The 24,570-nt window shown below is 64.5% G+C and carries 29 protein-coding genes and 1 pseudogene; 13 read left to right on the top strand and 17 right to left on the bottom strand.

The features are described 5' to 3' along the window. Window positions 1-35: 35 nt before the first annotated feature. Together J2805_RS06360 and J2805_RS06355 are read left to right on the top strand one after the other, a co-directional pair. On the top strand, window positions 36-1,457 hold the full coding sequence (locus tag J2805_RS06360; RefSeq protein ID WP_309970920.1) for a class I adenylate-forming enzyme family protein: 1,422 nt from the start codon (window positions 36-38) through the stop codon (window positions 1,455-1,457). Window positions 1,458-1,536: 79 nt separating this feature from the next. Then, window positions 1,537-2,721, top strand: a complete 1,185-nt coding sequence (locus J2805_RS06355) for a thiolase family protein (RefSeq protein WP_309974846.1) — start codon at window positions 1,537-1,539, stop codon at window positions 2,719-2,721. Here the strand turns inward: J2805_RS06355 and J2805_RS06350 are convergent. The 3 genes from J2805_RS06350 to J2805_RS06340 are packed head-to-tail and all read right to left on the bottom strand — an operon-like array spanning window position 2,714 to window position 4,789. Beyond that, window positions 2,714-3,367, bottom strand: a complete 654-nt coding sequence (locus tag J2805_RS06350) for an energy-coupling factor transporter transmembrane component T family protein (protein WP_309970917.1) — start codon at window positions 3,365-3,367, stop codon at window positions 2,714-2,716. The two genes, J2805_RS06355 and J2805_RS06350, sit on opposite strands and share 8 nt — an antisense overlap. Further along, window positions 3,364-4,116, bottom strand: a complete 753-nt coding sequence (locus tag J2805_RS06345; protein WP_309970914.1) for an energy-coupling factor ABC transporter ATP-binding protein — start codon at window positions 4,114-4,116, stop codon at window positions 3,364-3,366. The genes J2805_RS06350 and J2805_RS06345 overlap by 4 nt, the downstream gene beginning before the upstream one ends. Before the next feature lies 1 nt (window position 4,117). Beyond that, complete coding sequence (locus J2805_RS06340; protein WP_309970911.1) at window positions 4,118-4,789, bottom strand: biotin transporter BioY; 672 nt, start codon at window positions 4,787-4,789, stop codon at window positions 4,118-4,120. Window positions 4,790-5,101: 312 nt separating this feature from the next. Here J2805_RS06340 and J2805_RS06335 point away from each other — a divergent pair, with 312 nt between their 5' ends. Next, a complete protein-coding gene (locus tag J2805_RS06335) occupies window positions 5,102-6,700 on the top strand; it encodes an ABC-F family ATP-binding cassette domain-containing protein (RefSeq protein ID WP_055805845.1) in 1,599 nt (532 codons plus the stop codon). Window positions 6,701-6,778: 78 nt separating this feature from the next. On the opposite strand, the gene J2805_RS06330 is transcribed toward J2805_RS06335, so the two are convergent. The 3 genes from J2805_RS06330 to J2805_RS06320 are packed head-to-tail and all read right to left on the bottom strand — an operon-like array spanning window position 6,779 to window position 8,334. Further along, window positions 6,779-7,645 carry an SURF1 family cytochrome oxidase biogenesis protein gene (locus tag J2805_RS06330; protein WP_309970906.1) on the bottom strand — a complete coding sequence of 289 codons (867 nt, stop codon included), beginning with the start codon at window positions 7,643-7,645 and terminating at the stop codon, window positions 6,779-6,781. Then, entirely contained in the window at window positions 7,646-7,906 is a 261-nt protein-coding gene (locus J2805_RS06325) for a hypothetical protein (RefSeq protein ID WP_309970902.1), read from the bottom strand. Further along, window positions 7,903-8,334 (bottom strand): DUF3099 domain-containing protein, encoded by a 432-nt coding sequence (locus J2805_RS06320; RefSeq protein ID WP_396134239.1) that lies wholly within the window; start codon window positions 8,332-8,334, stop codon window positions 7,903-7,905. Before J2805_RS06320 ends, J2805_RS06325 begins: the two co-directional genes overlap by 4 nt. Before the next feature lie 140 nt (window positions 8,335-8,474). On the opposite strand from J2805_RS06320, the gene fabG reads away from it, so the two are divergent. From fabG to J2805_RS06305, 3 genes are all read left to right on the top strand, one after another. After that, a complete protein-coding gene (gene fabG, locus J2805_RS06315) occupies window positions 8,475-9,200 on the top strand; it encodes a 3-oxoacyl-ACP reductase FabG (protein ID WP_309970899.1) in 726 nt (241 codons plus the stop codon). Window positions 9,201-9,352: 152 nt separating this feature from the next. Continuing rightward, window positions 9,353-9,769: an Hsp20/alpha crystallin family protein gene (locus J2805_RS06310; RefSeq protein WP_309970897.1), complete on the top strand. Its 417-nt coding sequence runs from the start codon at window positions 9,353-9,355 to the stop codon at window positions 9,767-9,769. A gap of 107 nt (window positions 9,770-9,876) precedes the next feature. After that, window positions 9,877-10,638, top strand: coding sequence for an SDR family oxidoreductase (locus J2805_RS06305; RefSeq protein WP_043481547.1), 762 nt, complete (start codon window positions 9,877-9,879; stop codon window positions 10,636-10,638). Between the two features lie 243 nt (window positions 10,639-10,881). Here J2805_RS06305 and J2805_RS06300 read toward each other — a convergent pair whose 3' ends face one another. From J2805_RS06300 to serB, 6 genes are all read right to left on the bottom strand, one after another. Next, window positions 10,882-11,631, bottom strand: coding sequence for a phosphotransferase (locus J2805_RS06300; RefSeq protein ID WP_309970892.1), 750 nt, complete (start codon window positions 11,629-11,631; stop codon window positions 10,882-10,884). Between the two features lie 78 nt (window positions 11,632-11,709). Beyond that, window positions 11,710-12,588 (bottom strand): proline iminopeptidase-family hydrolase, encoded by an 879-nt coding sequence (locus J2805_RS06295; RefSeq protein WP_309970889.1) that lies wholly within the window; start codon window positions 12,586-12,588, stop codon window positions 11,710-11,712. Window positions 12,589-12,735: 147 nt separating this feature from the next. Next, window positions 12,736-13,149, bottom strand: coding sequence for a VOC family protein (locus J2805_RS06290; RefSeq protein ID WP_309970886.1), 414 nt, complete (start codon window positions 13,147-13,149; stop codon window positions 12,736-12,738). Beyond that, window positions 13,146-13,430, bottom strand: coding sequence for an ArsR/SmtB family transcription factor (locus J2805_RS06285; RefSeq protein WP_307048050.1), 285 nt, complete (start codon window positions 13,428-13,430; stop codon window positions 13,146-13,148). The genes J2805_RS06290 and J2805_RS06285 overlap by 4 nt, the downstream gene beginning before the upstream one ends. Window positions 13,431-13,566: 136 nt before the next feature. Further along, the gene (locus J2805_RS23905; RefSeq protein WP_396134259.1) at window positions 13,567-13,806 is read right to left on the bottom strand and encodes a helix-turn-helix domain-containing protein; all 240 of its coding nucleotides are present in this window, start codon (window positions 13,804-13,806) and stop codon (window positions 13,567-13,569) included. Window positions 13,807-13,865: 59 nt separating this feature from the next. After that, window positions 13,866-14,759: a phosphoserine phosphatase SerB gene (gene serB, locus J2805_RS06280; RefSeq protein WP_309970878.1), complete on the bottom strand. Its 894-nt coding sequence runs from the start codon at window positions 14,757-14,759 to the stop codon at window positions 13,866-13,868. 121 nt (window positions 14,760-14,880) lie between these two features. Here serB and J2805_RS06275 point away from each other — a divergent pair, with 121 nt between their 5' ends. Genes J2805_RS06275 through J2805_RS06265 form a run of 3 tightly spaced genes read left to right on the top strand, consistent with a single transcriptional unit; the run spans window position 14,881 to window position 17,381 of the window. Next, entirely contained in the window at window positions 14,881-15,666 is a 786-nt protein-coding gene (locus tag J2805_RS06275; protein WP_309970875.1) for an ABC transporter ATP-binding protein, read from the top strand. A gap of 18 nt (window positions 15,667-15,684) precedes the next feature. Beyond that, window positions 15,685-16,470 carry a sulfite exporter TauE/SafE family protein gene (locus tag J2805_RS06270; RefSeq protein WP_309970873.1) on the top strand — a complete coding sequence of 262 codons (786 nt, stop codon included), beginning with the start codon at window positions 15,685-15,687 and terminating at the stop codon, window positions 16,468-16,470. Between the two features lie 17 nt (window positions 16,471-16,487). Then, a complete protein-coding gene (locus J2805_RS06265) occupies window positions 16,488-17,381 on the top strand; it encodes a TrmH family RNA methyltransferase (RefSeq protein ID WP_309970871.1) in 894 nt (297 codons plus the stop codon). Window positions 17,382-17,446: 65 nt separating this feature from the next. Here J2805_RS06265 and J2805_RS06260 read toward each other — a convergent pair whose 3' ends face one another. The 5 genes from J2805_RS06260 to J2805_RS06240 form a co-directional block, all read right to left on the bottom strand. Then, window positions 17,447-18,163: a YoaK family protein gene (locus J2805_RS06260; protein WP_309970869.1), complete on the bottom strand. Its 717-nt coding sequence runs from the start codon at window positions 18,161-18,163 to the stop codon at window positions 17,447-17,449. Window positions 18,164-18,232: 69 nt separating this feature from the next. Beyond that, window positions 18,233-18,466: a hypothetical protein gene (locus J2805_RS06255; RefSeq protein ID WP_309970867.1), complete on the bottom strand. Its 234-nt coding sequence runs from the start codon at window positions 18,464-18,466 to the stop codon at window positions 18,233-18,235. Window positions 18,467-18,547: 81 nt separating this feature from the next. After that, complete coding sequence (locus J2805_RS06250; RefSeq protein WP_309970864.1) at window positions 18,548-19,120, bottom strand: flavin reductase family protein; 573 nt, start codon at window positions 19,118-19,120, stop codon at window positions 18,548-18,550. A gap of 2 nt (window positions 19,121-19,122) precedes the next feature. Then, on the bottom strand, window positions 19,123-20,169 hold the full coding sequence (locus tag J2805_RS06245) for a methionine synthase (protein WP_309970861.1): 1,047 nt from the start codon (window positions 20,167-20,169) through the stop codon (window positions 19,123-19,125). A 20-nt stretch (window positions 20,170-20,189) separates the two neighbouring features. Then, on the bottom strand, window positions 20,190-21,182 hold the full coding sequence (locus J2805_RS06240) for a DUF1852 domain-containing protein (protein WP_309970858.1): 993 nt from the start codon (window positions 21,180-21,182) through the stop codon (window positions 20,190-20,192). Between the two features lie 120 nt (window positions 21,183-21,302). Here J2805_RS06240 and J2805_RS06235 point away from each other — a divergent pair, with 120 nt between their 5' ends. The 4 genes and pseudogenes from J2805_RS06235 to J2805_RS06220 all read left to right on the top strand — a co-directional run bounded on the left by J2805_RS06235 (window position 21,303) and on the right by J2805_RS06220 (window position 24,533). Then, window positions 21,303-22,244, top strand: coding sequence for a LysR family transcriptional regulator (locus J2805_RS06235; RefSeq protein WP_309970856.1), 942 nt, complete (start codon window positions 21,303-21,305; stop codon window positions 22,242-22,244). A 213-nt stretch (window positions 22,245-22,457) separates the two neighbouring features. Further along, window positions 22,458-22,907: pseudogene (locus J2805_RS06230) on the top strand (TrmH family RNA methyltransferase); the annotation flags it as partial. A gap of 165 nt (window positions 22,908-23,072) precedes the next feature. Then, window positions 23,073-23,330: a type B 50S ribosomal protein L31 gene (locus tag J2805_RS06225; protein WP_309970849.1), complete on the top strand. Its 258-nt coding sequence runs from the start codon at window positions 23,073-23,075 to the stop codon at window positions 23,328-23,330. A gap of 93 nt (window positions 23,331-23,423) precedes the next feature. Then, window positions 23,424-24,533 carry a lipoate--protein ligase family protein gene (locus J2805_RS06220; protein WP_309970846.1) on the top strand — a complete coding sequence of 370 codons (1,110 nt, stop codon included), beginning with the start codon at window positions 23,424-23,426 and terminating at the stop codon, window positions 24,531-24,533. Window positions 24,534-24,570 lie beyond the last annotated feature (37 nt).

The raw sequence follows: 24,570 nt of genomic DNA, 5'->3' as shown, positions 1-24,570 counted from the left end.
GGCGGGACCCATGCCCGGCCGGTAAAGTTGATCCGATGCCTTTCCTCAACAGACTCCAACGCTGGGCCGATGACCGCCCCGACGACACCGCCGTCGTCGTGGCGGGCCGGCACCTTAGCTGGGCCGCCCTTCGGGACGCCGCCGCGGCGCGGATTCCCGATGCCGGAGCGGTGAGCGTGCTCGCGGAGGCCAACTCCGTGGACTTTGCCGCGTCGTTCGCTGCCGCCGTTTCAGGTGACCGGCAATGCGCCGTCCTCGACCCGTCCTGGCCGGCGCAGCTCAAGGCTGACATTGCGGCCCGGCTGGACGAGGCCGTGGCCGTTCCGCCGCCATCTGAGCCCGGTAAGCCCACGGAGCCCGCGGAACTCCGCGACGGGCGCCCGGAATCACCCTTCCTGATCGGGCTGACCTCCGGCACCACGTCCGTGCCCAAGGCGTTCACAAGGTCAAGGCGTTCGTGGCAGCTCTCCTTCGAGGCCTCCATTGAGTTCTTCGGACTCACGCAGCAGGACAGGACGCTTGCCCCGGGTCCGCTGGCCGCGAGCCTCAACCTCTACGCGCTCTCCGAGTGCCTGTACGCCGGCTCGGAATTCCATACCCTGGAGTTCTTCGACGTCGGCGATGTGCACGCGGCCATCACGCACGACGGCATCACCCGCCTGGTCCTGGTGCCCACCATGCTGCGGCTGCTCAGTGAACGCGGACTGGCCGGCTGCGTGGACGCTTCCGGCGTAACCTCCATCATCTGCGCCGGTTCCAAGCTGGACGCCCGCACCCTGGAGGCCGCCCGGCGCTGGGCGCCCAAGGCAACCATCTACGAGTACTACGGCGCCTCGGAGCTAAGCTTCGTTTCCGGTGCGGGGCTGCGCGCCGGGAAGCCGCTGGATGCCGGCGGAACCGGCATCGGGAAACCCTTTCCCGGCGTCGATGTCCGGATCCTGGACGACGACGGCGCACCGCTTCCCGACGGCACGGACGGCAACATCTGCGTCCGCAGCGGCATGGTCAGCAACGGCTATCTGTGGGGCGACGACGGGCAGGCACTTCGCTGCTTCGACGGCTGGTACACGGTGGGGGACCAGGGGTACCTGCGGGACGGCGAGCTTCACATCCTGGGCCGCCGCGCCGACATGATCATCACAGCCGGCAAGAACGTCTATCCGCACGAGGTGGAGCTCGCCCTGGCCTCCGTCCCCGGTGTCGCAGCTGCCGTCGCGGCAGGCATGGCCGATGACGTCCGCGGCCAGCGGGTGGTGGCCGGCGTCGTGCCCTCCCATGGAGGCATCACGGCCACGCAGCTCAAGGCCGGGCTGGACGATGTCCTGCCCAGGGACAAACGGCCGCTGCAGTATTTCGCCTTGGCGGAGCTGCCGGTGACCGACCGCGGCAAGGTCAGCCGGCAGCTCCTGCTGGACTGGGTCCAGAGCGGCGACGCCAGGATCCGCCGCCTTGCCTGAACCGCTGCCTTCGCCGCGGCCCGAACCGTCGCCAGGCTCCGCCCCCGATCGTTCCGGCGTCCGCGCCGGGGGCACGGCACTGCCGGCTGACCGCCAGCCGGTGGTCATCGCAGCCCTGCGCACCCCCATCCGACGCGTCAACGGACGGTTCAAAGGGCTCTGCGCGCACGAGCTCCTGGCCCCCGTCCTTGGCAGCCTGCTGGAAAGCACAGGTCTGCCGGCACCGGCTGTTACGGACGTTGTGATCGGCAATGCGGTGGGAGGCGGCGGCAATGTTGCGCGCCTTGCAGCCCTGGAGACCGGACTGCCGGTCAGTGTTCCCGGGGTCACCGTGGACCGGCAGTGCGGCTCCGGGCTCGACGCCATCGTGCTCGCTGCCCGGCTCGTGGCGGCCGGGGGCAACGGGGCGTATCTTGCGGGCGGGGTTGAAAGCATCAGCACGGCTCCCCTCCGTGCCAACAGGGCAGCCGACGGCAGCCCCGAATTCTTCCGCCGGGCCCAGTTCGTGCCCCTCAGTTACGGGGATCCGGACATGGGCGCCGCGGCGGACAATGTCGCTGAGGTTTTCGGCATCAGCCGCGAGCGGCAGGACCGGTTCGCGTTGCAGAGCCACCAACGGGCCGTGGGAGCGGCAGCAGCAGGCACCTTCGCCGGCGAAATCGTGCCATTGCGGACGACGTCCGGAAACGTGGAGTCCGACGACGGTCCGCGGGCCAGCCTGACAGCCGCACTGATGGGGCGCTTCCCGCCGGCGTTCGCGGCCGGCGGCACTGTCACCGCGGGGAACTCCTGTTTCGACGCCGACGGCGCGTCCGCCGTCGTGATCACTTCCCTGCAGCGGGCGCGGGAACTGGGAGCGGCCGACGGCCTGCTGGTGCTCGGCACCGACACGGCGGGAGTGGATCCGCGGGTCCTGGGCATGGGTGCCGCCGCCGCGGCGGAGCGGCTTCTGGCCGGGCACGGTATCCGAGCCGCGGACCTTTCCCTGGTGGAGTTCAACGAGGCCTTCGCCTCGCAGACCCTCGCCTGCCTGGACGCCCTTGGCATCGACCCGGGCCGGGCAAACCTCGACGGCGGGGCGCTGGCGCTGGGTCACGCGTACGGCGCGTCGGGCGCTGTCCTGGTGACGAGGCTCCTTGCCCAGGCACGCAGGGAGGCTTTGGCCGGACAGCTGGCGCTGGCCATGATCAGCATTGCCGGCGGCATGGGAACCGCGGCGCTTTTTCGGTACGAACGTCTCGACCGGCCCGCCGAAACTAGCTAGCGGCGTCCCGGTGAGGGTAGTCATCGTCGTCGGGCTCGCCCAGTCCCCGGGCAGCCAGGGCATCGCCGGTCTGGCGGGCATAAGCCACGGTGGTGATGAATACCGGCAGGACGAGTGCCCTCGGATTGCGCTCCAGGCCGCGCGCTCGTGCCGAATCCCTGACGTCGGCGTACGCTCCGGCGATGAACGGAATGCTTCGGAGCATGATTGCGATGGTCAGCGCGAAGCGTTCCGGATCCGCCCCGAAGCGTTGGAACGGAACGGCCAGCGAGACGACGCCGTCCAGGAGCCGCTGCATCGGCGTGGTGGCGGTCAGAATGGATGCTGCGACGACGCAGACCAAAATGTTCAGGACAATGCGTGCCGCAACAGGACCGCCCAGCTGCCACCACTGGAACAGCCCGACGGCAAGCAGCACGGGCAGAATGGGCCGGACTGCCTTGTACAGCCGCGCCGGGCCGGCACCGCTCAGCAGGAACAGGACACACATGAGAACCAGCGCAGCGGCGGCAACCATCCAGTCGACCACCAGGAACGATCCCATGCCGCAGCCAACAACCACAAGGAACTTCAGCCAAAGCGGCGCCCGATGGACCGGTGACGTGCCGGGAACGTAGTTCACCAGCAGGAATCCCTGGCCGCTCACCGGTCCTCCGGATGGCGCGGCGGCACCGTGGCGCTGACCGGCGGGAGTCCGGCGGCGGACAGCTCCCGGTAGTGTTCGACGGCGGCGGCGGCCCCGCCGTCGAACACCACCTGTCCGGATTCCACCACCAGGACACGGTCCATGTCCCGGACCAGCTCCAGGTCGTGGGTGGACATGACGATCTGCTGGCTGAGGCCGGAGAGGGTCCGTCGCAGCAGCTCACGGTTGCGAAGGTCCAGCAGCGTGGACGGCTCATCCAGCACCAGCACTCCGGGTTCCACGGCGAGGACAGCGGCCAGGGCCATGAGCTGCCGTTCGCCGCCCGAGAGCTCGTAGATGCTCTGGTCTGCCAGCGGCATCAGCCCGAAGCGGTCCAGGATCGCCTCGGCGGCGTTCCGCCGCTCCCTGGTATTCCGGACCGATCGGCGCAGGGACAGCTCAACATCCTCCCGGCCGGTGGGCATCACCAGCTGGGACAGGGGATCCGTGAAAACAAATCCGACTTTACGCCGCACGGCACGTACCGCACGCACGGTATCGTCACCGTCAACGGTCACCGTTCCGTCGCTGGGTGCCACGAGTCCGTTGAGGAGCCGCAGCAGGGTGGACTTCCCTGAACCGTTGGCTCCGATCACGCCGATCCGCTGTTCCTTGAGGTTCAGTGAGATGCCGTGCAGGAGTGTCTTGGGCTGCGGACTCCCGTCCACTGCCACCCGAACCGCCACTCCGTCCAGAAGGATGTTGCCCATGCTAATTGCTTGCCCGGCCCGCCGCAGAGTTCCGGACGCCGGCTCGGCGGATCAGGAGATCCGGGAACGCCTTGTGCAGGGCAAGGGCGATGCTGACGGCCAGGATGTTCTTGATGATGTCGCCCGGGTAGTAGGCCAGATCAGCGAGGAACGCCTTGGAAAGGTCCAGCTTGGCGTTGACCATCATGCCCAGCACGCCCAGGCCGTGGACCAGCACAATGCTGGTGGCCATGGCCGCGGCAAAAAGGAACAGCCCCCGGTACTTCAAGGTCCGGCGGAGCACGATGGTGGTCAGCCAGCCGACTGCCAGGGCAGCGAGGGGAAAGGCGATGATGTAGCCCGCGGAGGGTCCGGCGAGGATCCCCAGCCCGCTCCGGCCGCCGCTGAAGATCGGCAGGCCGGCCAGCCCCAGCAGCGTGTACAGGCCTACTGCGGCGAACGCCCGGCCGGGGCCCAAGGCCAGCCCGGTCAGCATCACCGCGAGTGTCTGCAGGGTGATGGGGACGCCGAGGCCGCCCACCGGAATGGCCGCGATGAGCGCGGAGCCGGCCACAAGCGCCGCAAAGACGGCGATGAGGCCGAGATCCGTGGCATTCCAGCGCTTCCGGCCGGGCTTGGTGCCTGATTTAGCGCCGGCGGCCTGGCCGGTGACGTCACTGTCGGTCTTGGTCATGGGAGGTCCTGTCAATTGGTGCAAGTGCAACTGGGATGGGGGCAGCCGCCCGCGCGCGGGCGCTTCCCCCTCCATTCCGACGATACGTCTCCGGACGCGGCCACATTTTGTAGGGGATCCACTAAGTGGGCACGCCGGTTCTGGACAGGGTGCCCAAAAGAAGGCATCCAGGCCCCCAGATGGCGAGGTAATCCGGGGGGAGTGGTGCCGGTAGACTGGTAAGGGCCGTTCTCTCGGCCACACTGCCCCGGCCCTGCCCAGACTCCATCCGTTGTGCCGCGGCGTTCCCTGTTGTGAAAGGCCTTAGCTGCATTGATTACCGTCCAGGATCTCGAACTGCGCGCCGGCGCCCGCCTCCTTATGGACCAGGTGAGCTTCCGGATCGACAAGGGAGACAAGATCGGCCTTGTCGGCCGTAACGGTGCAGGCAAGACCACACTGACCCGGGTCCTCGCCGGCGAAGGCCTGCCCGCCGGCGGCAAGGTCACCCGCAGCGGCGAGATCGGCTACCTTCCCCAGGACCCGCGCACACCGGACATGGAACAGCTCGCCCGTGACCGGATCCTGTCCGTCCGCGGCCTCGACGTCGCCGTCGGAAAGCTACGTCTGGCCCATGAAGAGATGGCCAGCGAAGACGCCGCTGTCCAGCGCAAGGCGATGAACCGGTATGACAGGCTGGAATCCGAGTTCCTGGCCGCCGGCGGCTACGCTGCCGAGGCCGAGGCCGCAGCGATCTGCTCGAACCTCGCCCTGCCGGACCGCCTGCTGAACCAGCCGCTCAAAACCCTGTCCGGTGGGCAGCGGCGCCGTGTGGAGCTCGCCCGCATCCTGTACTCGGATGCCGAAACCATGCTCCTGGATGAGCCCACCAACCACCTCGACGCCGACTCCATCGCCTGGCTGCGCGACTTCCTGAAGAACCACCAGGGCGGCCTGATCGTGATCAGCCACGACACCGAACTGCTCGAAGCCACCGTGAACAAAGTCTTCCTGCTGGACGCCAACCGCGCCCAGATCGACTTCTACAACATGGACTGGAAGCGCTACCTCCAGCAGCGCGAAACCGACGAACGCGCCCGGAAGCGTGAACGCGCCAACGCCGAAAAGAAGGCGCAGGTCCTGTTCGACCAGGCCAACAAGATGCGCGCCAAGGCCACCAAGGCTGTTGCCGCGCAGAACATGGCCAAACGTGCCGAACGGCTGCTCAGCGGCCTGGAAGCCGTGCGCGAAAACGACCGCGTGGCAGCCCTGCGCTTCCCGGACCCGTCGCCTTGCGGGAAGACCCCGCTCACCGCGGACGGACTCAGCAAGTCCTACGGATCACTGGAAATTTTCACCGACGTGGACCTGGCCATCGACCGCGGCTCCAAGGTAGTTATCCTGGGCCTCAACGGCGCGGGCAAGACCACCCTGCTGCGGATGCTGGCCGGCGTGGACAAGCCCGACACCGGCGAAGTGATCGCCGGCCACGGCCTGAAGGTGGGCTACTACGCCCAGGAGCACGAGACACTCGACGTCGATCGCACCGTCCTGCAGAACATGCGCTCCTCCGCACCTGACATGAACGACGCCGAGGTGCGCGGGATCCTGGGATCATTCCTGTTCTCCGGTGACGACGTCGACAAGCCTGCCGGGGTGCTCTCCGGCGGCGAGAAGACGCGCCTCGCCCTGGCCACCATCGTGGCTTCGAGTGCGAACGTGCTGCTCCTCGACGAGCCCACCAACAACCTGGACCCCGCCAGCCGCTCCGAGATCCTGGGCGCCCTGCGCAACTACACCGGCGCCGTCGTCCTGGTGAGCCACGATGAGGGTGCGGTCGAAGCCCTCAACCCCGAACGCGTTGTGCTCCTGCCCGACGGCGTCGAGGACCACTGGAACGAAGACTACCTGGACCTGATTACGCTGGCGTAGGCCTCTTTTGCCGAGGTAACCTCCGCGCCACGGTGCGGGCGTTCCGGACGCAACTGACGACGCGAAACCCGACGAGCATCAGTACCCTTGGGCGTCCAGAATCGCATCTTCCTCTTCCTCCGCCGTCGGCTGTTTCCGCTTTCGGGGAGCCGGACGGCGCCGGTTCGCCGCTACCGCGTAATCGGGCGCGCCGTCCTCCGCTGCGTCCTGCGCATCGATTTCCGCGTTGCGGGCCTGCTGGCGCGCCGCGTAGCCGAACCCGACGAACATCAGTACGCCGAAGGCAAACCACTGCAGCGAATAGGACAGGTGGGTTCCTTCTTCCACCGAGGGCTTCGGGAACGGATACGGCATTGTGGCGGCAGGCGGTGTTTCGGAAGCCAGCTGTCCATAGGCGCCGGTCAGCACCGGGTAGCCAAGCTGGGCGGCGTAGGCCGGAAGGTCGATGGAGGCAAGCTGTCCGTCCGGGGCGCCGCGCTGAAGTTCGGGCTCACCCGGTTTCAGGCGCACGATCACGGTGACATCGCCGGAGGGCGGTTCGGGGACAGAATCGGGGCGGCCCGGGGTGTTGTTCCCGATCGGGAGCCAACCGCGGTCCACCACAACCGTCTGCCCGGTGTTGAGCTTGAAGGGAACCACCACCTCATAGCCCGGCTGACCGTTGAGCGGGCGGTTGCGCACCACTCTTTGGCCGGCGACGTCATAGCGGCCCTTCAGCTCAACCTGGGTCCACTCCCTGTCGGCATCCAGCCGGGAAAACTGCTCCTCGGCTTCCGCGAACGGCAGCGGAGTGGCCGAGTAGTTCGAGGTGACACGGTTGATTTCCGCGAGGGTCTCGGCCCTGCGGTCCATTTGCCAGCGGCCCAGGAAGACGCAGGCCGTGGCAAAGATTGCAGCCAGCAGCAGATAGCCCAGCCACTTGCTGGAAAAGAGAAAGCGGTACATTCAGCCGTCCCTGCCTGACGCGGTTGCCAGGTCCAGCGGCACCGTCTCTTTCCAGAGGCCGCGGGTCTGCAGGTAATCTTCCAGCCACGGCCGGTGCTCATCACAGGCCAACCAGATTTTGCGGCGTTCAGGCGTGTGGATCTTGGGGTTGTTCCACAGCAGCTGCCAGGCAGCACCGGACCGGCAGGCCTTCCTGGAGCAGACGGGTGCAGCCGCTTCGGAGGGCCCGGCGTCGCCTCCCGCCAGGTCAAAAATGTTCATGAAGCTGCCCGTTCCTGGCCGTTGTTATCTTCTTCGTCCTCAATGAGTTCGCCCTGGAGAACCGTTGGGCCTTCGTCTTCGGCAACTGCCGGCGCTTCCGGCGCTTCGAGCTCCGCCAGCGGGGCGGAGTCCAGCAGGTAATCGCTGTGAATTTCCGCCTTGTCGCTGCCGTTGGCAATGACCACGGCAATCCAGGGCAGGAACACCGCACCCGCAATCGGTACGACCTTGAACCAGCCATCAACGACGAACACCAGGATCAGGCAGACCATGCGGATACCCATAGCCACGGCGTACTTGATCATCCGCTCGCGCATCTCTTCCGAGTGGGCAGTAGCTGCATCCGTGATGCTGTGCACCTGGGCGTCACCGGAGACGGCGTCCGGTCCACCGGGCATCGAATGTCCGGGTCGTTTTGCAAGTGTCACGGCTGATTAATCACGCTCCCAAGGCTTAACCCAATTCTCTCACCCTCAACAGTGCCGCCCAAACGGAGGCTAAGATCGGAGGCAGTAAAAATCCCGCCCCTCACCGCGGTACCCCATGCCGCAGAATTCCGGAGCAAACTATGACTGAAGCAGTATCAACCGGCCGCAGCGTTCTGGTGACCGGCGGCAACCGAGGCATCGGACTGGCCATCGCCGAGGCTTTCCTGGCAAACGGTGACAAGGTCGCCGTGACGTTCCGCAGCGACTCGACGCTTCCGGACGGAATCCTGGGCGTCAAGGCCGATGTGACCGATGAGGCTTCCGTTGACGCAGCCTTTGCGGAGGTCGAAGCTGCGCACGGCCCCGTGGAGGTCCTGGTAGCGAACGCCGGCATCACCAAGGACACACTGCTGATGCGCATGAGCGAGGACGATTTCACCTCGGTCATCGATACCAACCTGACCGGCGCTTTCCGGGTCATCAAGCGGGCGTCCAAGGGAATGATCCGCATGCGCAAGGGCCGGGTTGTGCTGATTTCCTCGGTATCCGGCCTGTACGGCGCGCCCGGCCAGATCAACTACTCCGCCTCCAAGGCCGGCCTCGTGGGGATTGCCCGTTCGCTGACCCGCGAACTCGGCGGCCGGGGCATTACCGCCAACGTTGTGGCTCCGGGGTTCATCAACACGGACATGACGGCGGAGCTTCCCGAGGCCACCCAGAAGGACTACCTGTCCAAGGTTCCCGCGGGCCGTTTCGCCGAAGCCGCAGAGGTGGCGAATGTGGTGCGCTGGATCTCCAGCGATGAGGCGTCCTACATCTCCGGCGCCGTGATCCCCGTGGATGGCGGGCTGGGCATGGGGCACTAGCCCGTTCCCTTGCTCCCCGCGGCCCGCTTCAGCCTGCAGAACGGGACCTTTTGCCCATTACACGCCCATTTGCCGGGTGTGTAATGGGCATACGGACCGGTCCCGTGCCGCGGCCGGCCGCCACTGCGGGGCAACAAAACTAGGGAGCGATCATGGCCGATCTCAACAAATGGATGCCGTCGGATGTCCTGGAGCCGTTCCGGCGGTTCCTTGAAGGGGACCCGACACAGTCATCGATGCGCGTGGAACAGTTCCTGGACGGCAACACGCTCGTGGTGCGCGCGGAACTGCCCGGCATTGATCCCGAGACGGACGTGGACGTCTCAGTGGCCGACGGGATGCTCCACATCAAGGCCGAGCGCGAGGAAAAGTCCGAACACAAGGACAAATACGGCTACCGTTCGGAGTTCCGCTACGGTTCCCTTTCGCGAAGTGTCTCCCTGCCGCCCGGATCCCGTGAGGATGACGTCACGGCCACGTACAAGGACGGTGTCCTGGAGGTGCGCGCGCCGGCACCCGAGCAGGCACCCGCCGCTGAGAAGCGCAAGATCCGGATCGACCGGAACTAGCCCGCGTCGGCTTCTTTGTTGAGGTCAAACAACTGAAATCTTCCCCACCGCTGGCATGATGGATGGCAGACCCACAGATTTTGGACGTTTGGAACAAAGGAGCTCGAATGGGATTGTTGGACAACAAGACTGCGATTGTGACCGGTTCGTCGAGGGGGATCGGCGCGGATGTTGCCAAACTCCTCGCCGCAGAAGGTGCCGCCGTTGTGGTGAACTACCGCCAGAAAGCCCCGCGCGCCAACAAGGTGGTCGCCGAGATTGAGGCAGCCGGCGGCCGTGCAGCGGCGGTTGGGGCGGACCTCACCACGCAGGAAGGTGTCCAGGCCCTGGCCAGCGCTGCCATGGAAAACTTCGGCTCGCTGGACGTCCTGGTCCTGAACGCTTCCGGCGGCATGGAATCGGGAATGGAAGAGGGCTACGCCCTGAAGCTGAACCGCGATGCCCAGGTCAACATGCTCAACGCCGCCGTGCCGCTGATGCGCGAAGGCTCGCGCGTGGTGTTCGTCACGAGCCACCAGGCCCACTTCATCGATTCCGTGCCCACCATGCCGGAATATGAGCCCGTGGCACGCAGCAAGCGCGCCGGCGAGGACGCCCTCCGCGCCCTCATCCCGAACCTTGCAGACAAAGGCATCTCCTTCGTGGTGGTTTCCGGCGACATGATCGAAGGAACCGTCACCGCCACGCTGCTTGACCGGTCCAACCCCGGCGCCATCGAAGCCCGCCGCGCAGAGGCCGGCAAGCTTTATTCCGTTGCGGAATTCGCCGCGGAAATCGCCAAGATGGTCACCGCCGACGTCGAAACCGGCCACACCGAGTACGCCGGCGGCGCCGATTACTTCGGCAAGAGCACCGGCCAGGCAGGCTGACGCTTCCGCGCCGCTAACAACGGAATCGCGAACCAACAAAAAGGAAGGCCGGGCGAAATCGAAGTGCACCCCGAAAGTTGGACTCGCAAATGTGCGCGTCCAACTCTAGAGGTAAGCGGTTGGCCCCTTTGCGAAAAGGCTCCGTCCCTTTCCGGGATGGAGCCTTTTCGGTCTCCGCTCGAAGTGCCGCGCAAGAGGTTGGGCTTACGATCCCTCAGCGGGCCCGTGCACGGCAGCAGCGATCTAGGTCAGCGCCTGTTTCCAGGCGTCTTGATTACGGAGCACATAGTCAGCCGCAGCGTGCCAGTGCTCGCCGTGGCCGTTGACGTACATTTCCGCCCAGGGCTGGAACCCGGTCTCGTGTGAGGACTTCAACAGTTGGTGCATGGCCGCTGCCCTCTTTACCATGGCCTCGGGCAGCGCTTCACGTAGGCCCTCGTCAGCCCCATAACCGTCAATGACAGCGCTCAGCCTCGCAGCTGCCTCTGGCACCGGTTGGCCTTCAAAGAGCACGCCAAAGGACTGCGCTGCATATGCAAGGTCCCAGAGGCGCGTACTCGGGCCCGCCGCGTCCCAATCAATGAACACCCACCGTTCGCCCATAATGAGGTTCCATGGAGCCAGGTCGTTGTGACACATCAGGTTCGGACTTTCGGCAGGAAGTAGAACGTTCCATCCGGTCGTATCCGGAAGGCCAAATACTTCGCTCGCATCGTGAATCTGGCGAATTAAACGGCCGACCCGCAAGAGGTCAGCCCGCCCTAGGGGCAGCTGTTCCAGCGCAGATACACCCTCGATGTACTCGATGACATGCCGCCCAGCATGGTCTTTACCCAGGGGCTTGGGAACGTCAACGCCCGCTATCTGAAGAGCCTTCAGGTACTCCTGAACAGTGCCAGAGTTTTCCAGCCACGGTTTGCGAACCGTATCGCCAACACGAACGACACTCTCTGAGGCATTTCCGCCGGCAAGTTCTTCAGCTTCTTCGTTCACCCGAAGAACGCTACTGCGTGCCGACAAGCTGACCAAACGATCTCCCTGGGGGAACCATCAGCAACACGTTCGGAATGCTTAGTCACACCGGTGCAGGAATTCCCGAAGTACCTGGGCGTAGCGCGCGGGCTCCTCAAGATGAGGCAGATGGCTGCTCTCCTCGAAAATCACCGCTTCAGATCCGGGCACGAGGCTTTGATAGTACTTAGTCTCCTCGGGCCGTGTCTCGCCATAACGGCCGCACATGAATAGGGTGGGGACCGTCAGTCCACCGAGACGGTCGGTAACATCGTAGTCCTTGTGGATGCCTGTAATGACAAATTCGCTCGGGCCTTGCATTCGCTCATAAATCGTCAGGTTCAGCTGGCCGAATGTACGCATCAGCGCATCCGGCCAGGGATCCAATCGGCATACATGTCGCCGATAAAACTCCATGCTTGCTTCCTGATACTCCTCGGAGGCAGTTGTGCCCGCCGCCTCGTGGCGGGCAAGGATGGCCTGCACGTCGGCTGGAAGGGCCGCGCGGAGTGCCGCCGTCGCGGCCGCGAAGCGGGGAATGCTTAGGCACGGATCGGACAGAACCAAGCTCGCCAGCCGCTCCGGGGAACGCAGCGCATATTCGGCCCCGACGATTGTCCCCCACGATTGGCCGAGCAAGTGGACCCTCGGTGATCCCACTGCGTCGAGGACTGCCTCAACCTCCTCGACCAATCGGTCATTGGTCCAAAGACTCACATCATCCGGGATATCCGACTTCCCGGCACCCAGCTGGTCATAAAACACGACCTGCCGCTCGTCAGCCAAAGCCCCCAGCGGCTCCAGATAGTCGTGCGTTCCCCCTGGGCCGCCGTGGATGGTAACCAGCGGAATCCCTATTCCGTCGCCAAGCACTTGATACCAGACCCGGCCGCCGCGGACCTCAACGTAGCCTTCGCTCACGTGCAAGTCAGGAGTCACGGCGCCTCCAAGGAAAGTGGTCGGAAGGGAACGGCAGTATCGTCCCTAAGTAGACTCCGCAGCATCAACTGGCGTCAATCCTTGAGGACCGCGCGTGGCTAAGTAGGTTTTCAGAGTCGGTCATGGAAGCCTCGTAGGTCCGATCCCTCAACGGGCGTCGGCGCGTTGAGCCGGAGGCTTCATTTCGATGAGCTGGATGAGGTTGCCGCATGTGTCATCAAAGACGGCCACAACAGCAGTGCCGATGTCAGTCGGTGGCTGTGTGAACACCACGCCCTTGCCGGTCAGCCTGGCGTGCTCGGCCTCGGTGTCGTCGACGGAGAATTGAGCGAGTGGGATGCCGTCTTCTGCAAGGGCATCCCGATACGGCTTCACGGCAGGGTGGCTAGAAGGCTCCAGAAGCAGCTCCGGACCGTCAGGCGAGTCGGGCGACACGACGGTGAGCCAGAAGTCGTCACCGAGGGGGATGTCATGGCGCTTCGTGAAGCCGAGCACCTCGGTGTAGAAGGCGAGGGCTTCTCGTTGATCGTTGACGAACAGGCTCGTCAGGGCAATTTTCATTGTTCGGTCCTCTTTCTGGTGGGCCATCGTCCCGTGATCTCGGCGAGTGGCTCGGGGTTGAAGTAGTGGAACTTGGAACGTCCGCGCCTCTCCGTCACGACGAGGCCGGCCGACTCGAGCACGCCGAGGTGTTGCGAGATCGCCTGTCGTGTGAGGCTGAGACCGTGCCGCATCGTGAGCACGGAACAGATCTCGAACAGGGTCTGGCCGTCGCGCGCTGACAGTTCATCGAGGACGAGACGCCTTGTCTCGTCGTCGAGAGCTCGGAAGACATCGACCATGGCTCCACTATAGGCAAGTAGCAACTTGCATATCAAGGCCTGTTCATCGATAACGCGAACGGTCGTCCTGCGGCTATTCCCTGGCCATTGAATCAGCCGAGCGTGTTGGTGCCGTTCAAGCAGGCCATGTCCACGCTCACGCTCGAGCCAGACAACGACGGGACATTGGCCAACGGGTAGCGGGCGCTGAACCATCTCCACGACTGGAGCGTTGCGATATCGCCAAGTGCCCGGAGCTCTGCGACGGATGCCGTGGCTGATTCGTCTTCGGACGGCCTTTCGGCTTGGGGCGCAGCCCGTCCTCGCCTTCCGTCCGGTACTGACGTGCCCACTTCTCGAGCAAAAGTGGAGAGGACAGCCCAAGCTCTTTCGCCAGGGCGACTTCCCTTTGCGTCGTTAGCGCCGCACTGTCGGCGCGGGCGCCCGGCCCATGCCTCAGACTCCGGCGATGTGCCGCACGGCGTCCAGGTAGGGCATGTTGACGGCTGCATCCGCTGCCGCGCGCACGGCGGGCTTGGCGTTGAAAGCGATGCCAATGCCTGCGGCGCTGAGCATGTCCAGGTCATTGGCGCCGTCGCCCACGGCGATGGTGTACTCCATGGGGATGCCTTCAGCGGCGGCCCACTCGCGGAGGTACTTCTCCTTTGCTGCGCGGTCGATCACCGCACCGAGCACCTTGCCCGTCAGCGCGCCGTCGACGATTTCCAGTTCATTGGCGATCCAGTAGTCCATTCCCAGGTCCTCGGCTATGGGACGCAGGATCTGGTTGAACCCGCCCGACACGACCGCCACCGCATGGCCGGCAGCTTTGAAGGCAGCAACGAGCTCTGCGGCGCCCTCACTGAGTTTCACTTCGGCCCGGACGTTGTCGACGACATGGGCCGGCAGCCCGGCGAGGACCGCCACCCGCGCATGGAGGCTCTGGGCGAAGTCGAGCTCGCCGCGCATGGCCGCCTCGGTAACCGCCGTGACTTCTTCCTTCTTTCCGGCATAGGCGGCCAGGAGTTCGATGACTTCCTGCTGGATCAGGGTGGAATCCACATCCATGATGAGGAACTTGCGGGGCGCCGCCCGAAGGGCCGCGGGAACGATCGCGGTGTCCATGCCGCTGAAGCCTGCCGCGGCAATGTCCTGGCGCAGCGCGCCGATCTCGGCCGCGGTCCCGGACTCCACGGCGATGTCCACCGAATACACTTCGAAACGGCCGTCTTCGGTGCGGGATTCGGCGGCAAAGGAGGCACCGGATCCGGTCAGCAGGGAACGGAGGCGCTCCAGTTCCGCAGGGGACAATTTCACGCCGTAGCTGACCGCAGTCACGTTCGAACTCATGGCTGCAATCTTAGCCAGCGCGGTCCCGCCGCCCGAATTCGTTTCGTCCCGCCGTGCGGCCGTTCCGGCTGCGACGCTTCAGTTATCAGTCGCACGCTGTTTTGTCCTAGTGTCTACTCCTATGAGTGATGTTCTTGAAATGGCTGCCGTCAGCGTTGTCCGCGGAGCTAAAACGCTCCTCAACAAAGTGGACTGGCAGGTCAAGGAAGGCGAACGCTGGGTAATCCTCGGACCCAACGGTGCCGGCAAGACCACACTGCTCCAGATTGCGGCGGCACGGCTCCACCCCACCAGCGGAATGGCAGGGATCCTCGAGGAAATGCTGGGGGCCGTCGACGTCTTCGAACTCCGGCCCCGCATCGGCCTGTCCTCCGCCGCGCTGGCCAACCAGATTCCCGAGCACGAGAAAGTGCTCAACGTCGTGGTGACCGCGGCGTATGGCGTCACCGGACGCTGGCGCGAAGGCTACGAGAAGGATGACGAGCGCCGTGCATTCCGGCTGCTGAACGAGTGGGGCATGGGCCCGCTCCTGAACCGTGCGTTCGCGTCCCTGTCCGAAGGCGAACGAAAACGCGTCCAGATTGCCCGGGCCCTCATGACGGACCCCGAACTGCTCCTCCTGGACGAGCCTGCCGCAGGCCTGGACCTCGGCGGCCGTGAAGACCTGGTGCACCGCCTCAGCGAACTGGCCCTCGACGACGCAGCCCCGGCCATTGTGCTCGTCACGCACCACCTTGAGGAAGTCCCGCCGGGCTTCACCCACGCGATGCTGATGCGGGATGCCCAAGTGGTGGCTGCCGGCCCCATCGCGGACGTCCTGACCTCGGAGCACCTCAGCGAGACCTTCGGCCTGCCCCTCGACGTCACTGTCAGTGCGGGCCGCTACGCAGCCACCGCCCGCCGCTGATCCGGCGGCCGGCCTAGCGTGGATTTACTCAGCGGCGTCTTCGTCTTTTTTGCCGGGCTGTGGGCCGGAACCATCAACAGTGTGGTGGGTTCGGGCACCCTTGTGACCTTTCCCGTGCTCATCGCCCTGGGAGTTGCCCCGGTAACAGCTTCCATCAGCAATGCCATGGGGCTGGTGGCCGGAAACGCCGCGGGAGCCTGGGGATACAGGAAAGAACTTGCGGGGCGCGGTCAACAGTTGCTCCGGCTCCTGCCGGCTTCCCTGCTGGGCGGCATCAGCGGCGCCTGGCTGCTGCTGCACCTGCCGGAAAAAGTGTTCCACTACGCCGCGCCGGCCCTGATTGTGCTGGCCCTGCTGATGGTGGTGTTCCAGCCCCGGCTCCAGCGATGGGTGAGGAACCGCGAAGAGAACCCCGAACATGCCATCCGGGACAAACGCCACAGCGTGGTCCTGATCGTCCTGGTGTACCTGGCCGGCGTCTACGGCGGCTACTTCGTGGCTGCGCAGGGCATCCTGCTGGTCGGTATCCTGGGTGTCTTCATGACAGGAACCATCCAGAACGCCAACGCGATGAAGAACATCCTCGTGCTGGGCGTGAACATCGTGGCGGCCGCGTCCTACCTGCTGTTTGCCTTCGGCCGCATCAACTGGACTGTCGTGGCCATTATCGCGGTCAGTTCCCTCCTTGGCGGCGTCGTAGGCTCCAAGGTGGGCCGCCGGCTCTCGCCGCCGGTCCTCCGCGGTGTCATCTTTGCCCTCGGGCTGGTTGCGCTGGGCTTCATGATCGCCAACCTCCTCAAATGACCTGAAATGACTGTCCAGTGACCTTCCACTACCTCGAATCCTCCGATGATCCGCGGGTGTCCGACTACACCCGGCTGACGGATGTCCACCTTCGCAAAGTCCGCGAGCCCGCCGAAGGGATGTACATAGCGGAGTCGTCCCGGGTCCTGCGCCGCGCCCTGGCGGCCGGCCACCGGCCGCGGTCCTTCTTCCTCGCCGAGAAATGGCTGGAAGACCTGGCCGATGTCTTCAGTGAGTTCCCGGATGTGCCGGTTTACATCGGCAGCGCGGCGCTGCTTGAGGACATCACGGGCTTCCACCTGCACCGCGGCGCCATGGCGGCCATGCACCGTCCCGTGCCGGTTCCGCTGCCCGAACTGCTGGCCGGCGCCCGGAGGGTGGCCGTCCTGGAGGACATCGTGGACCACACCAATGTCAGTGGTCGCAAGATACAAGAGTCTGATCGAGCTCGTATGCCGGGACGATCAAGGATCGCGGTCCTGGAGAACCTTACCGACCATACAAACGTTGGGGCGATTTTCCGCAGCGCCGCGGCCATTGGCGTCGACGCTGTCCTGGTCTCTCCACAGTGCGCCGACCCGCTCTACCGACGCTCCATCCGGGTGTCGATGGGGACTGTGTTCCAAGTGCCATGGACCAGAATCGAGTCGTGGCCTGGGGACCTTGAGGTACTCAAGGAAGCAGGCTACTTCGTGGCCGGCATGTCGCTCGGCGAAGGTGCCATCACACTCGATGAGCTGGTCGCCCAGGACCACCCGAACCTGGCGCTGGTCTTCGGCACGGAGGGAGAGGGGTTGAGGCCTGAGACCGATCAGGCGCTCGACGCGCGCGTGACGATTCCGATGATGAACGGCGTCGACTCCCTCAATGTGGCTGCCTCGTCGGCGGTCGCCTTCTACGCGACCAGGTAGTGGCTGAGCGTGACGCACCCGCCCGACCGCGGTGTCAGGAGCAATTGAAGAGCTGGAGTACCGCATCAATGCCAGCGGCGACTCCCCAGGAACGTCACAGCGGCGGTGATGGCGATGCCGAGGCCGATCGGGACGCTGAGATGGATCTGGAGCAGGGGTACTCCGATAGCGGCCCCGGCGAACATAGCGAGGACAGCGCCCAGCCGTCGGTTGAGTAACCTGGGCCGTTGCTTGCCCACAAGTGACTCTCCGGCGAGGGAAGTCATGGTGGAAGTAATGACCACTGTGGTCATGTCTCGTACGCCCAAATGCCGCGCAATCAGGGCCTGGGAGCCCATGTGCATGGCGATAACGGCGGCAACAAGGACACCAATGGACTGCCGGCCGACGTCTTCCACGATGAGAGAGGTGGCGGCGGTTCCCGTCAACGCGATACAACCCGCTGTGAGAAGGAGCGTGACCCTGCGGTTCCAGCCTTTCGGGCTTGACTGGAGCGTAGATCCGGCAACCGCCGCGCCGAGGAGAAAGGCGCCAAGTGCTACCAGTGGGCCCAAAGTTGGCAGGTTCGCCGCCCCGGCCAACGCCATAGCAAGAATCACCACGTTGCCGGTCATGTTTCCGGTGAAGATGTGATCAAGTCCAAGGTAGCCGACCGCGTCAACCACACCTGTAACGAGCGTGAGGGCCATCATGAGCATCAGTCGGAACTTTTCCGGAGACGACACATTTTCTTGTGGGGTAGAGGCGGTTTTGATACCTGAGCTGGCTACAGCTGATGTCATGGTTTAAGGGATCCTTCATCGTGAGGGGTGGTCTCCATGACCACCCCTCGGACATGCTTGTTGGTGGTTTTAGATGGACTGGCAGGCAACTAAGGCGATGCCGTCGCTCCGGGGATCTGCGCCGGTGGCGAGGGCGCCATCGAAGCGTCGACGTGCAATCTTGGAATGGCCGACAAGGTCGTCCCGGCCCTTGCCGTTCAGGATCGTGAACGTTGTCTCGCCAAACTGGGCAACGGTGTCGTCGTCGATCAGGCCCTCAGCGAGGATGTGGTCGTTGGCCGTGCTGAGCGTCCATGCCGCCACCCACGAAGCGCGGACGGCGGGAGTTATGCTTCCGCCGTCGTGAGCCGCTCGGCTTCCTGCCTTGCATTGTTGGCGCGGCGCTCAGGCTTCAAGCTTGGAATGCTCGCCCAGACGATGCCATGAACGGTTGTGGTAGACCAGGGCGTCGCCGGGTTCGCCCGCTTGGACGTCACGCATCACGCGGGACTCTAGGGCGTGAACGGCGATGATGGTGGAGGTCCCCACCTCCATGCGATCGATGACGGCGCAGCGCACCCAGGCGCGGACATCCTCATACACCGCTTCGCCGGTTGCAAGGGGCGACCAGCGGTGCGTCTGGCCAAAGCGGTCGGCGCCGGGGGTCGCTCCAAACTTCGCCAAGTCGACGTCGTGCGCGTCCAGCAGGTGCACGACGACGGTTTCGGCGCGGGAAAGTACTTCGGACGCAGAGGACAGTGCCGAGACCGAGAAGATCATCAACGGAGGTTCCGCACTCACTGACACGACCGAAGATACCGTCAGTGCCACCGGTCCTTCGCCGGCATCGGCCGTGATGACGGCGACACCTCCCGGATGGCCACGGAACAGTGACTTGAATTCGTTGGCCGGGAGGGAGGACGGGAAGCTTTGCTTGGGAGTGTCGAGCCATGTGTCCGTGGGGTAAGCATGGAACATCGTTATGACACCTTGGGGGCGGAGCGGGCGAGTTCCTCGCGAATGATGTTCGTCCCTGCGCTGAGGGCACTCAGCTTGGCCAGTGCGACGTCCCGGGGGAACGGTGCCATGCCACAGTTGGAGCTGGGGATGAGCTTGTCCGCATCGACGAACTGCAGGGCCATGCGGAGGGTGTTGGCGACCTCCTCCGGGGTCTCGATGGTCTCGCTTGCGACGTCGATTGCCCCGAGCATGACTTTCTTGCCGCGGAGGAGCTCGATGAGGTCCATGGGCACGTGGGAGTTCTGGGATTCCAGCGAGATGATGTCGATGCTGGAGCTTTGCAGCAGCGGGAAAGTTTCCTCGTACTGCCGCCACTGTGAGCCGAGCGTCGCCTTCCAGTCATTGTTCGCCTTGATCCCGTAGCCGTAGCAGATATGCACGGCGGTCTCAGCGCGCAGTCCTTCTGCGGCTCTCTCAAGCGCAGCCACTCCCCAATCCTTGACCTCATCGAGGAAGACATTGAACGCGGGCTCGTCGAACTGGATGATGTCAACGCCGGCCGCCTCGAGTTCTTTCGCCTCCTGGTTCAGGATCGTGGCGAACTCCCAGGCCAGCTTCTCGCGGCTCTTGTAGTGGTCATCGTAGAGGGTATCCACCATCGTCATTGGACCGGGAAGAGTCCATTTGATCGGCCGGTCCGTGGTTGCGCGGAGGAACTTTGCGTCGTCGACGAATACCGGCCGCTCGCGGCGCACCGGTCCGACGACGGTCGGTACGCTCGCGTCGTAGCGGTCGCGGATGCGCACGGTCTTGCGTTGTTCAAAGTCGACCCCGCTGAGATTCTCGATGAAGGTCGTGACGAAGTGCTGGCGGGTTTGCTCGCCGTCGCTGACGATGTCGATGCCGCGCAGGCTCTGCTCGTGGATGGCGATCCGCAGCGCATCCTGTTTGCCCTCGAGCAGCGCATCTCCCTCCAGCTTCCACGGGGACCAAAGAGTCTCCGGCTGTGCGAGCCACGATGGTTTCGGCAGGCTACCGACGACGGTGGTGGGCAAAAGTGTGTTCATGATTGATGATTCTCCGTGGGTCAGTTGACGGGGGCGGGGTAGTTGGCGGTCCACTGGTCCAACAGATCCTTGTGGGGCGTGATGAAGTGCTCCCCCGTGTACTTCGCCTGCGTGATCGCGAGCTGACCGCGCTCGACGCGGTCGTAAGCGATCTGGGTCCGCGAGTAATCCTGCTCGCCCAGGCTCGGCTGGTAGACGGCGGCGGCGGCGGAGTTCGCGTTGTAAACTTCGGGGCGGTAGATCTTCTGGAACGTCTCCATGGTGCTGATGGTGCCGATGAGCTGCAGGTTGGAGTAGTCATTGAGCAGGTCGCCGCGGAAATAGAAGGCGAGCGGCGCAACGCTGCCGCGTGGCATGAAGTAGCGCACCCGCAGTCCCATCTTTGCGAAGTACGCGTCCGTCAGCGAGAACTCGTCCTGCTGGTACTCGACGCCCAGGACCGGGTGACGGTTCCCGGTTCGCCGGTACGTCTTGCTTGTGGAGACGCTGATGCAGACCACTGGCGGCTGCGGGAAGCGTTCCCGGCATACCGGGGAATCGAGGAAGTGCTGGAACAGCTTGCCGTGAAGATCGCCGAAGTCCTCAGGCACCGTGGGCTTGCCTGAGTCCCCGGCTGCCGCTGGCAGTACGACGCTGAAGTCGAAGTCTCGGACGTAGGAGGAGAAGTTGTTGCCGACGATCCCTTGATGGCGGACCCCGTTCAGCAGGTCGATGATCTGGATATCGAGAACCTCGAACAGCGGGAACTGCTGATCCGTGCCGTCCGCGGTGAGCTGTATCTGCACGGAAACGATCTCAAGCTCGAGCGCGTAGCGGTCCCGGTCCGGGTTGTCCCAGTCTGCGAGATCGTTGAAACGGCGCCGAATCATGGTCAAGGCGTTGCGGAGGTTCTCCTGGCGGTGCTCGCCCCGTGCCAGGTTGGCGAAATTCGTCGTGATCCGGGAGCCTTCCGACGGGGAGTAGTCCTCGTCGAAGCGGGTCGTGGTAAGGCTGAAGGTGAAGTCGTCTGCCATGTGCTGCCAATCTTGGAGATGGGCCGGAGACGGCCTTTCAAAAGGGACGTGTCCATGGTGCCCCCTTTCAAGGGGTATCAAGTAACTAGGCGTCGCTATGCACTCATATAGACTTTCCCTATGGCTCAGATTTCGAGCGGACTGACCCTGCAGCAGCTCCGCTACTTCATAGAAGTTGCCGCTGAGGGGTCGATCTCCGCGGCGGCCGATCTTCTCTATGTCGCGCAGCCGACCATGTCCGCGGCAATGAAGGACCTTGAGGCACGGGTGGGCCGTGCACTCCTGGTTCGCTCCGCCCGCGGGGTCACCCTCACCGCCGACGGGGTAGAGTTCCTCGGCTACGCGAGGCAGGTCGTCGAGCAGTTCGCCCTCCTCGAGCAGCGCTATCTTGGCAGGCCACCGACACGACGTCTGCTCGGGGTGTCCACGCAGCACTACTCGTTCGCCGTGGACGCCTTCGTCCGGATGGTCAAGGCCACTGAGGTGGCCGAATACGAGTTCTCGCTCCGCGAGTCCCGCACCTGGGACATCATCGAGGATGTCCGGACACTCCGCAGTGAGATAGGCATCCTCTACCGGAACGATTTCAACCGGAAGGTCATCGACAAGCTGCTCCGCGAATCCGGGCTCGCGTTCTCTCCGCTGTTCCTCGCCGATCCGCACATTTTCATTTCACGGAACAACCCGCTCGCCTCAAAAGAGCGAGCGACTCTTGACGATCTTGCCGGCTTGCCGCGGCTGACCTTCGATCAAGGTGCGAACAACTCTTTTTACTTTGCCGAGGAGATTCTCTCCACCTTGTCCAGTAAGCAGGAGATCCGGGTCTCTGACCGAGCGACAATCTTCAACCTCATGATCGGGCTCCACGGCTACACGATCTCGACGGGCATCATCAGCGGGCAGCTGGACCCGGAGATCGTCGCCATCCCACTCGACGTTGACGAACGCATCGAGATCGGCTGGATCGGCCACGCCGCGATTCCGCTCACCGACCAAGCACAGCGCTACCTCGGGGAACTGCGGGCCGTCGTCGCTGAGTTCGGCGTCGCTCTACTCGACTGACCGCAGTCGAGTAGGCAGTTCCGTATCCCTCAGGTGATTCGACGCGTCTGTTGCAGCCGAGCGGGTTGCTGGTGTCGTACCTACCCGTCGCAGGAGCCAAACTGACAGGCAAGGCCCTGGAGAAGCTGCCAGAGGCGGACGAAGAATAGGTGCAAATCAAGGTTCTTCACGTTGTGTGACTGTTCGTGCCGAGCCCCGGCGATGTTTTGCGCCGTGAAATGCCTACAACACATTGGAACCACCACCAACGTCGGCGCCATCTTCCGGTCCGCGGCCGCGTTGGGCGTGGACGCGGTGCTGGTCTCGCCCCGGTGCGGCGATCCGCTCTACCGGCGCAGCGTCCGCGTGAGCATGGGCGCCGTGTTCCAGGTTCCCTGGGCCCGCCTGGAGTCCTGGCCGGGCGATCTTGAGGTGCTGCGCGGACAGGGATTCACTGTCGCCGCAATGGAGCTGACCGGCGATGCGGTGGACCTTGACGAGCTGGCCGCCCGGAATCCGGACAAGCTGGCCCTGGTCCTCGGCACGGAAGGCGCGGGGATGAGCGCGGACACCCTCGCCGCCGTCGACCTCGCCGTCAGGATTCCGATGCGGGCAGGCGTCGATTCGCTCAACGTCGCTGCGGCGTCCGCCGTCGCCTTCTGGGAACTGCGGCCCCGGGACTAACCCCCGGCGGTTCGTGCCGGGAGCGTCTTTAGGCTAGGATTGAGTGTTGGTCCGGCCACCCGGTGTCTTGCACTGCTTTTGACATGCAAACCGGTGATCCGCGGCCTGCATCCCATTCATACCTGGCAGCTGGCAAAATCCAGTTGTACGAACGAAGGTCCCATTATGAAGGCTAATACCCACCCGAAGTACGAAGCTGTTGTTTTCAACGACCTGGCTTCCGGCGTCAAGTTCCTGACCAAGTCCACCGTGTCTTCCAAGAAGACCATCGAGTGGGAAGACGGAAACACCTACCCGGTCATCGACGTCGAAATCTCCTCCGAGTCCCACCCGTTCTACACGGGCAAGCAGCGCATCATGGACTCCGCAGGCCGCGTCGAGCGCTTCAACGCTCGCTTCAAGGGCTTCGGCGGCAAGAAGTAACCACTTCTCCCCAAGGTTCTTTTGGAAAGCCCGCCCCGTCCGGATCATCCGGAAAGGGCGGGTTTTTCGCGTCCTTGGGGCAGGATGGAATGCATGACATTCCCTCCTTCTGAGACCGGCGCGGCAGACGGCACGCACGACGACGGCGGCCGGCGCCACGGTGAGTACAAGGTTCCGGGCGGCAAGCTGGTTGTGGTGGATTTCGACGTCGTCGGCGGGCACCTCGCGCACGTTTCGGTCAGCGGCGACTTCTTCCTGGAACCCGATGAAGCACTCCTGGATATCAACCGCGCCCTGACCGGGCTTCCGGAGACGACGGCCGCGGCGGACATCTCTGGGGCCGTGACCGCTGCCCTGCCCGAGGATGCCGTCCTGTTCGGGTTCTCCGCCGACGCCGTGTCCGTCGCCGTCCGCAGGGCACTGGCAAAGGCCACCGGCTGGGCGGACCACCACTGGAATGTCATAGCCCCGTCCGTGCTGCCGACGCACGTCAACGTCGCCTTGGACGAGGTCCTCACCGAGGAGGTGGGCGCCGGTCGCCGCAACCCCACGCTGCGGTTCTGGGACTGGGAGGAACCGTCCGTGGTGATCGGCAGCTTCCAGTCCGTGCGCAACGAGATCCACCCCGAGGGCGTGGCCCGCCACGGCATCACGGTGGTGCGCCGGATCAGCGGCGGGGGAGCGATGTTCATGGAAGCGGGCAACTGCATCACCTACTCGCTGTACCTGCCCCAGACTCTGGTGGACGGCATCAGCTTCGCCGACTCCTACGCGTTCCTTGACGCCTGGGTCATGGCCGCGCTGGAGAAACTGGGCATCAGCGCCTTTTACGTGCCCCTCAACGACATCGCTACGGAACAGGGCAAGATCGGAGGGGCGGCCCAGAAGCGCCTGGCCAACGGCGGCATGCTGCACCACGTGACCATGAGCTACGACATCGACGCCGACAAAATGGTGGAGGTCCTGCGGATCGGCAAGGAAAAGCTCTCGGACAAGGGCACCGCCAGTGCAAAGAAGCGGGTGGATCCGCTGCGCCGGCAGACCGGCCTTGCCCGGGCGGAAATCGTGGAGGCCATGATGGAGGTCTTCAGCGGCCGCTATGGAGCCACGCCCTCCGTCCTCACCGACGCGGAGCTTGCCGCCGCCCGGGACCGTGTCGCTGCCAAGTTCGGAACCGGGGAGTGGCTGCACCGGGTGCCCTAGGATTTTCATCGACTGCTCTGCAACTGCCGTTCTGAGC

It is taken from the genome of Arthrobacter oryzae (genome assembly GCF_031454875.1).
In the GTDB taxonomy this organism is placed as follows: Bacteria; Actinomycetota; Actinomycetes; order Actinomycetales; family Micrococcaceae; genus Arthrobacter; species Arthrobacter oryzae_D.
This window is presented reverse-complemented; position numbering and strand designations above follow the sequence as displayed.

Excerpts from the sequence above, each read along its gene's own strand:
- fabG (WP_309970899.1), top strand. The coding sequence starts at position 8,475 with ATGACTGAAGCAGTATCAACCGGCCGCAGCGTTCTGGTGACCGGCGGC.
- J2805_RS06250 (WP_309970864.1), bottom strand. The coding sequence starts at position 19,120 with ATGTTCCATGCTTACCCCACGGACACATGGCTCGACACTCCCAAGCAA.
- J2805_RS06260 (WP_309970869.1), bottom strand. The coding sequence starts at position 18,163 with ATGACATCAGCTGTAGCCAGCTCAGGTATCAAAACCGCCTCTACCCCA.
- J2805_RS06345 (WP_309970914.1), bottom strand. The coding sequence starts at position 4,116 with ATGGGCAACATCCTTCTGGACGGAGTGGCGGTTCGGGTGGCAGTGGAC.
- J2805_RS06235 (WP_309970856.1), top strand. The coding sequence starts at position 21,303 with ATGGCTCAGATTTCGAGCGGACTGACCCTGCAGCAGCTCCGCTACTTC.
- J2805_RS06225 (WP_309970849.1), top strand. The coding sequence starts at position 23,073 with ATGAAGGCTAATACCCACCCGAAGTACGAAGCTGTTGTTTTCAACGAC.
- J2805_RS06330 (WP_309970906.1), bottom strand. The coding sequence starts at position 7,645 with ATGTACCGCTTTCTCTTTTCCAGCAAGTGGCTGGGCTATCTGCTGCTG.
- J2805_RS06290 (WP_309970886.1), bottom strand. The coding sequence starts at position 13,149 with ATGAAAATTGCCCTGACGAGCCTGTTCGTCAACGATCAACGAGAAGCC.
- J2805_RS06305 (WP_043481547.1), top strand. The coding sequence starts at position 9,877 with ATGGGATTGTTGGACAACAAGACTGCGATTGTGACCGGTTCGTCGAGG.
- J2805_RS06220 (WP_309970846.1), top strand. The coding sequence starts at position 23,424 with ATGACATTCCCTCCTTCTGAGACCGGCGCGGCAGACGGCACGCACGAC.
- J2805_RS06325 (WP_309970902.1), bottom strand. The coding sequence starts at position 7,906 with ATGAACATTTTTGACCTGGCGGGAGGCGACGCCGGGCCCTCCGAAGCG.
- J2805_RS06275 (WP_309970875.1), top strand. The coding sequence starts at position 14,881 with ATGAGTGATGTTCTTGAAATGGCTGCCGTCAGCGTTGTCCGCGGAGCT.
- J2805_RS06310 (WP_309970897.1), top strand. The coding sequence starts at position 9,353 with ATGGCCGATCTCAACAAATGGATGCCGTCGGATGTCCTGGAGCCGTTC.
- J2805_RS06285 (WP_307048050.1), bottom strand. The coding sequence starts at position 13,430 with ATGGTCGATGTCTTCCGAGCTCTCGACGACGAGACAAGGCGTCTCGTC.
- J2805_RS06340 (WP_309970911.1), bottom strand. The coding sequence starts at position 4,789 with ATGACCAAGACCGACAGTGACGTCACCGGCCAGGCCGCCGGCGCTAAA.
- J2805_RS06360 (WP_309970920.1), top strand. The coding sequence starts at position 36 with ATGCCTTTCCTCAACAGACTCCAACGCTGGGCCGATGACCGCCCCGAC.
- J2805_RS06245 (WP_309970861.1), bottom strand. The coding sequence starts at position 20,169 with ATGAACACACTTTTGCCCACCACCGTCGTCGGTAGCCTGCCGAAACCA.
- J2805_RS06240 (WP_309970858.1), bottom strand. The coding sequence starts at position 21,182 with ATGGCAGACGACTTCACCTTCAGCCTTACCACGACCCGCTTCGACGAG.
- serB (WP_309970878.1), bottom strand. The coding sequence starts at position 14,759 with ATGAGTTCGAACGTGACTGCGGTCAGCTACGGCGTGAAATTGTCCCCT.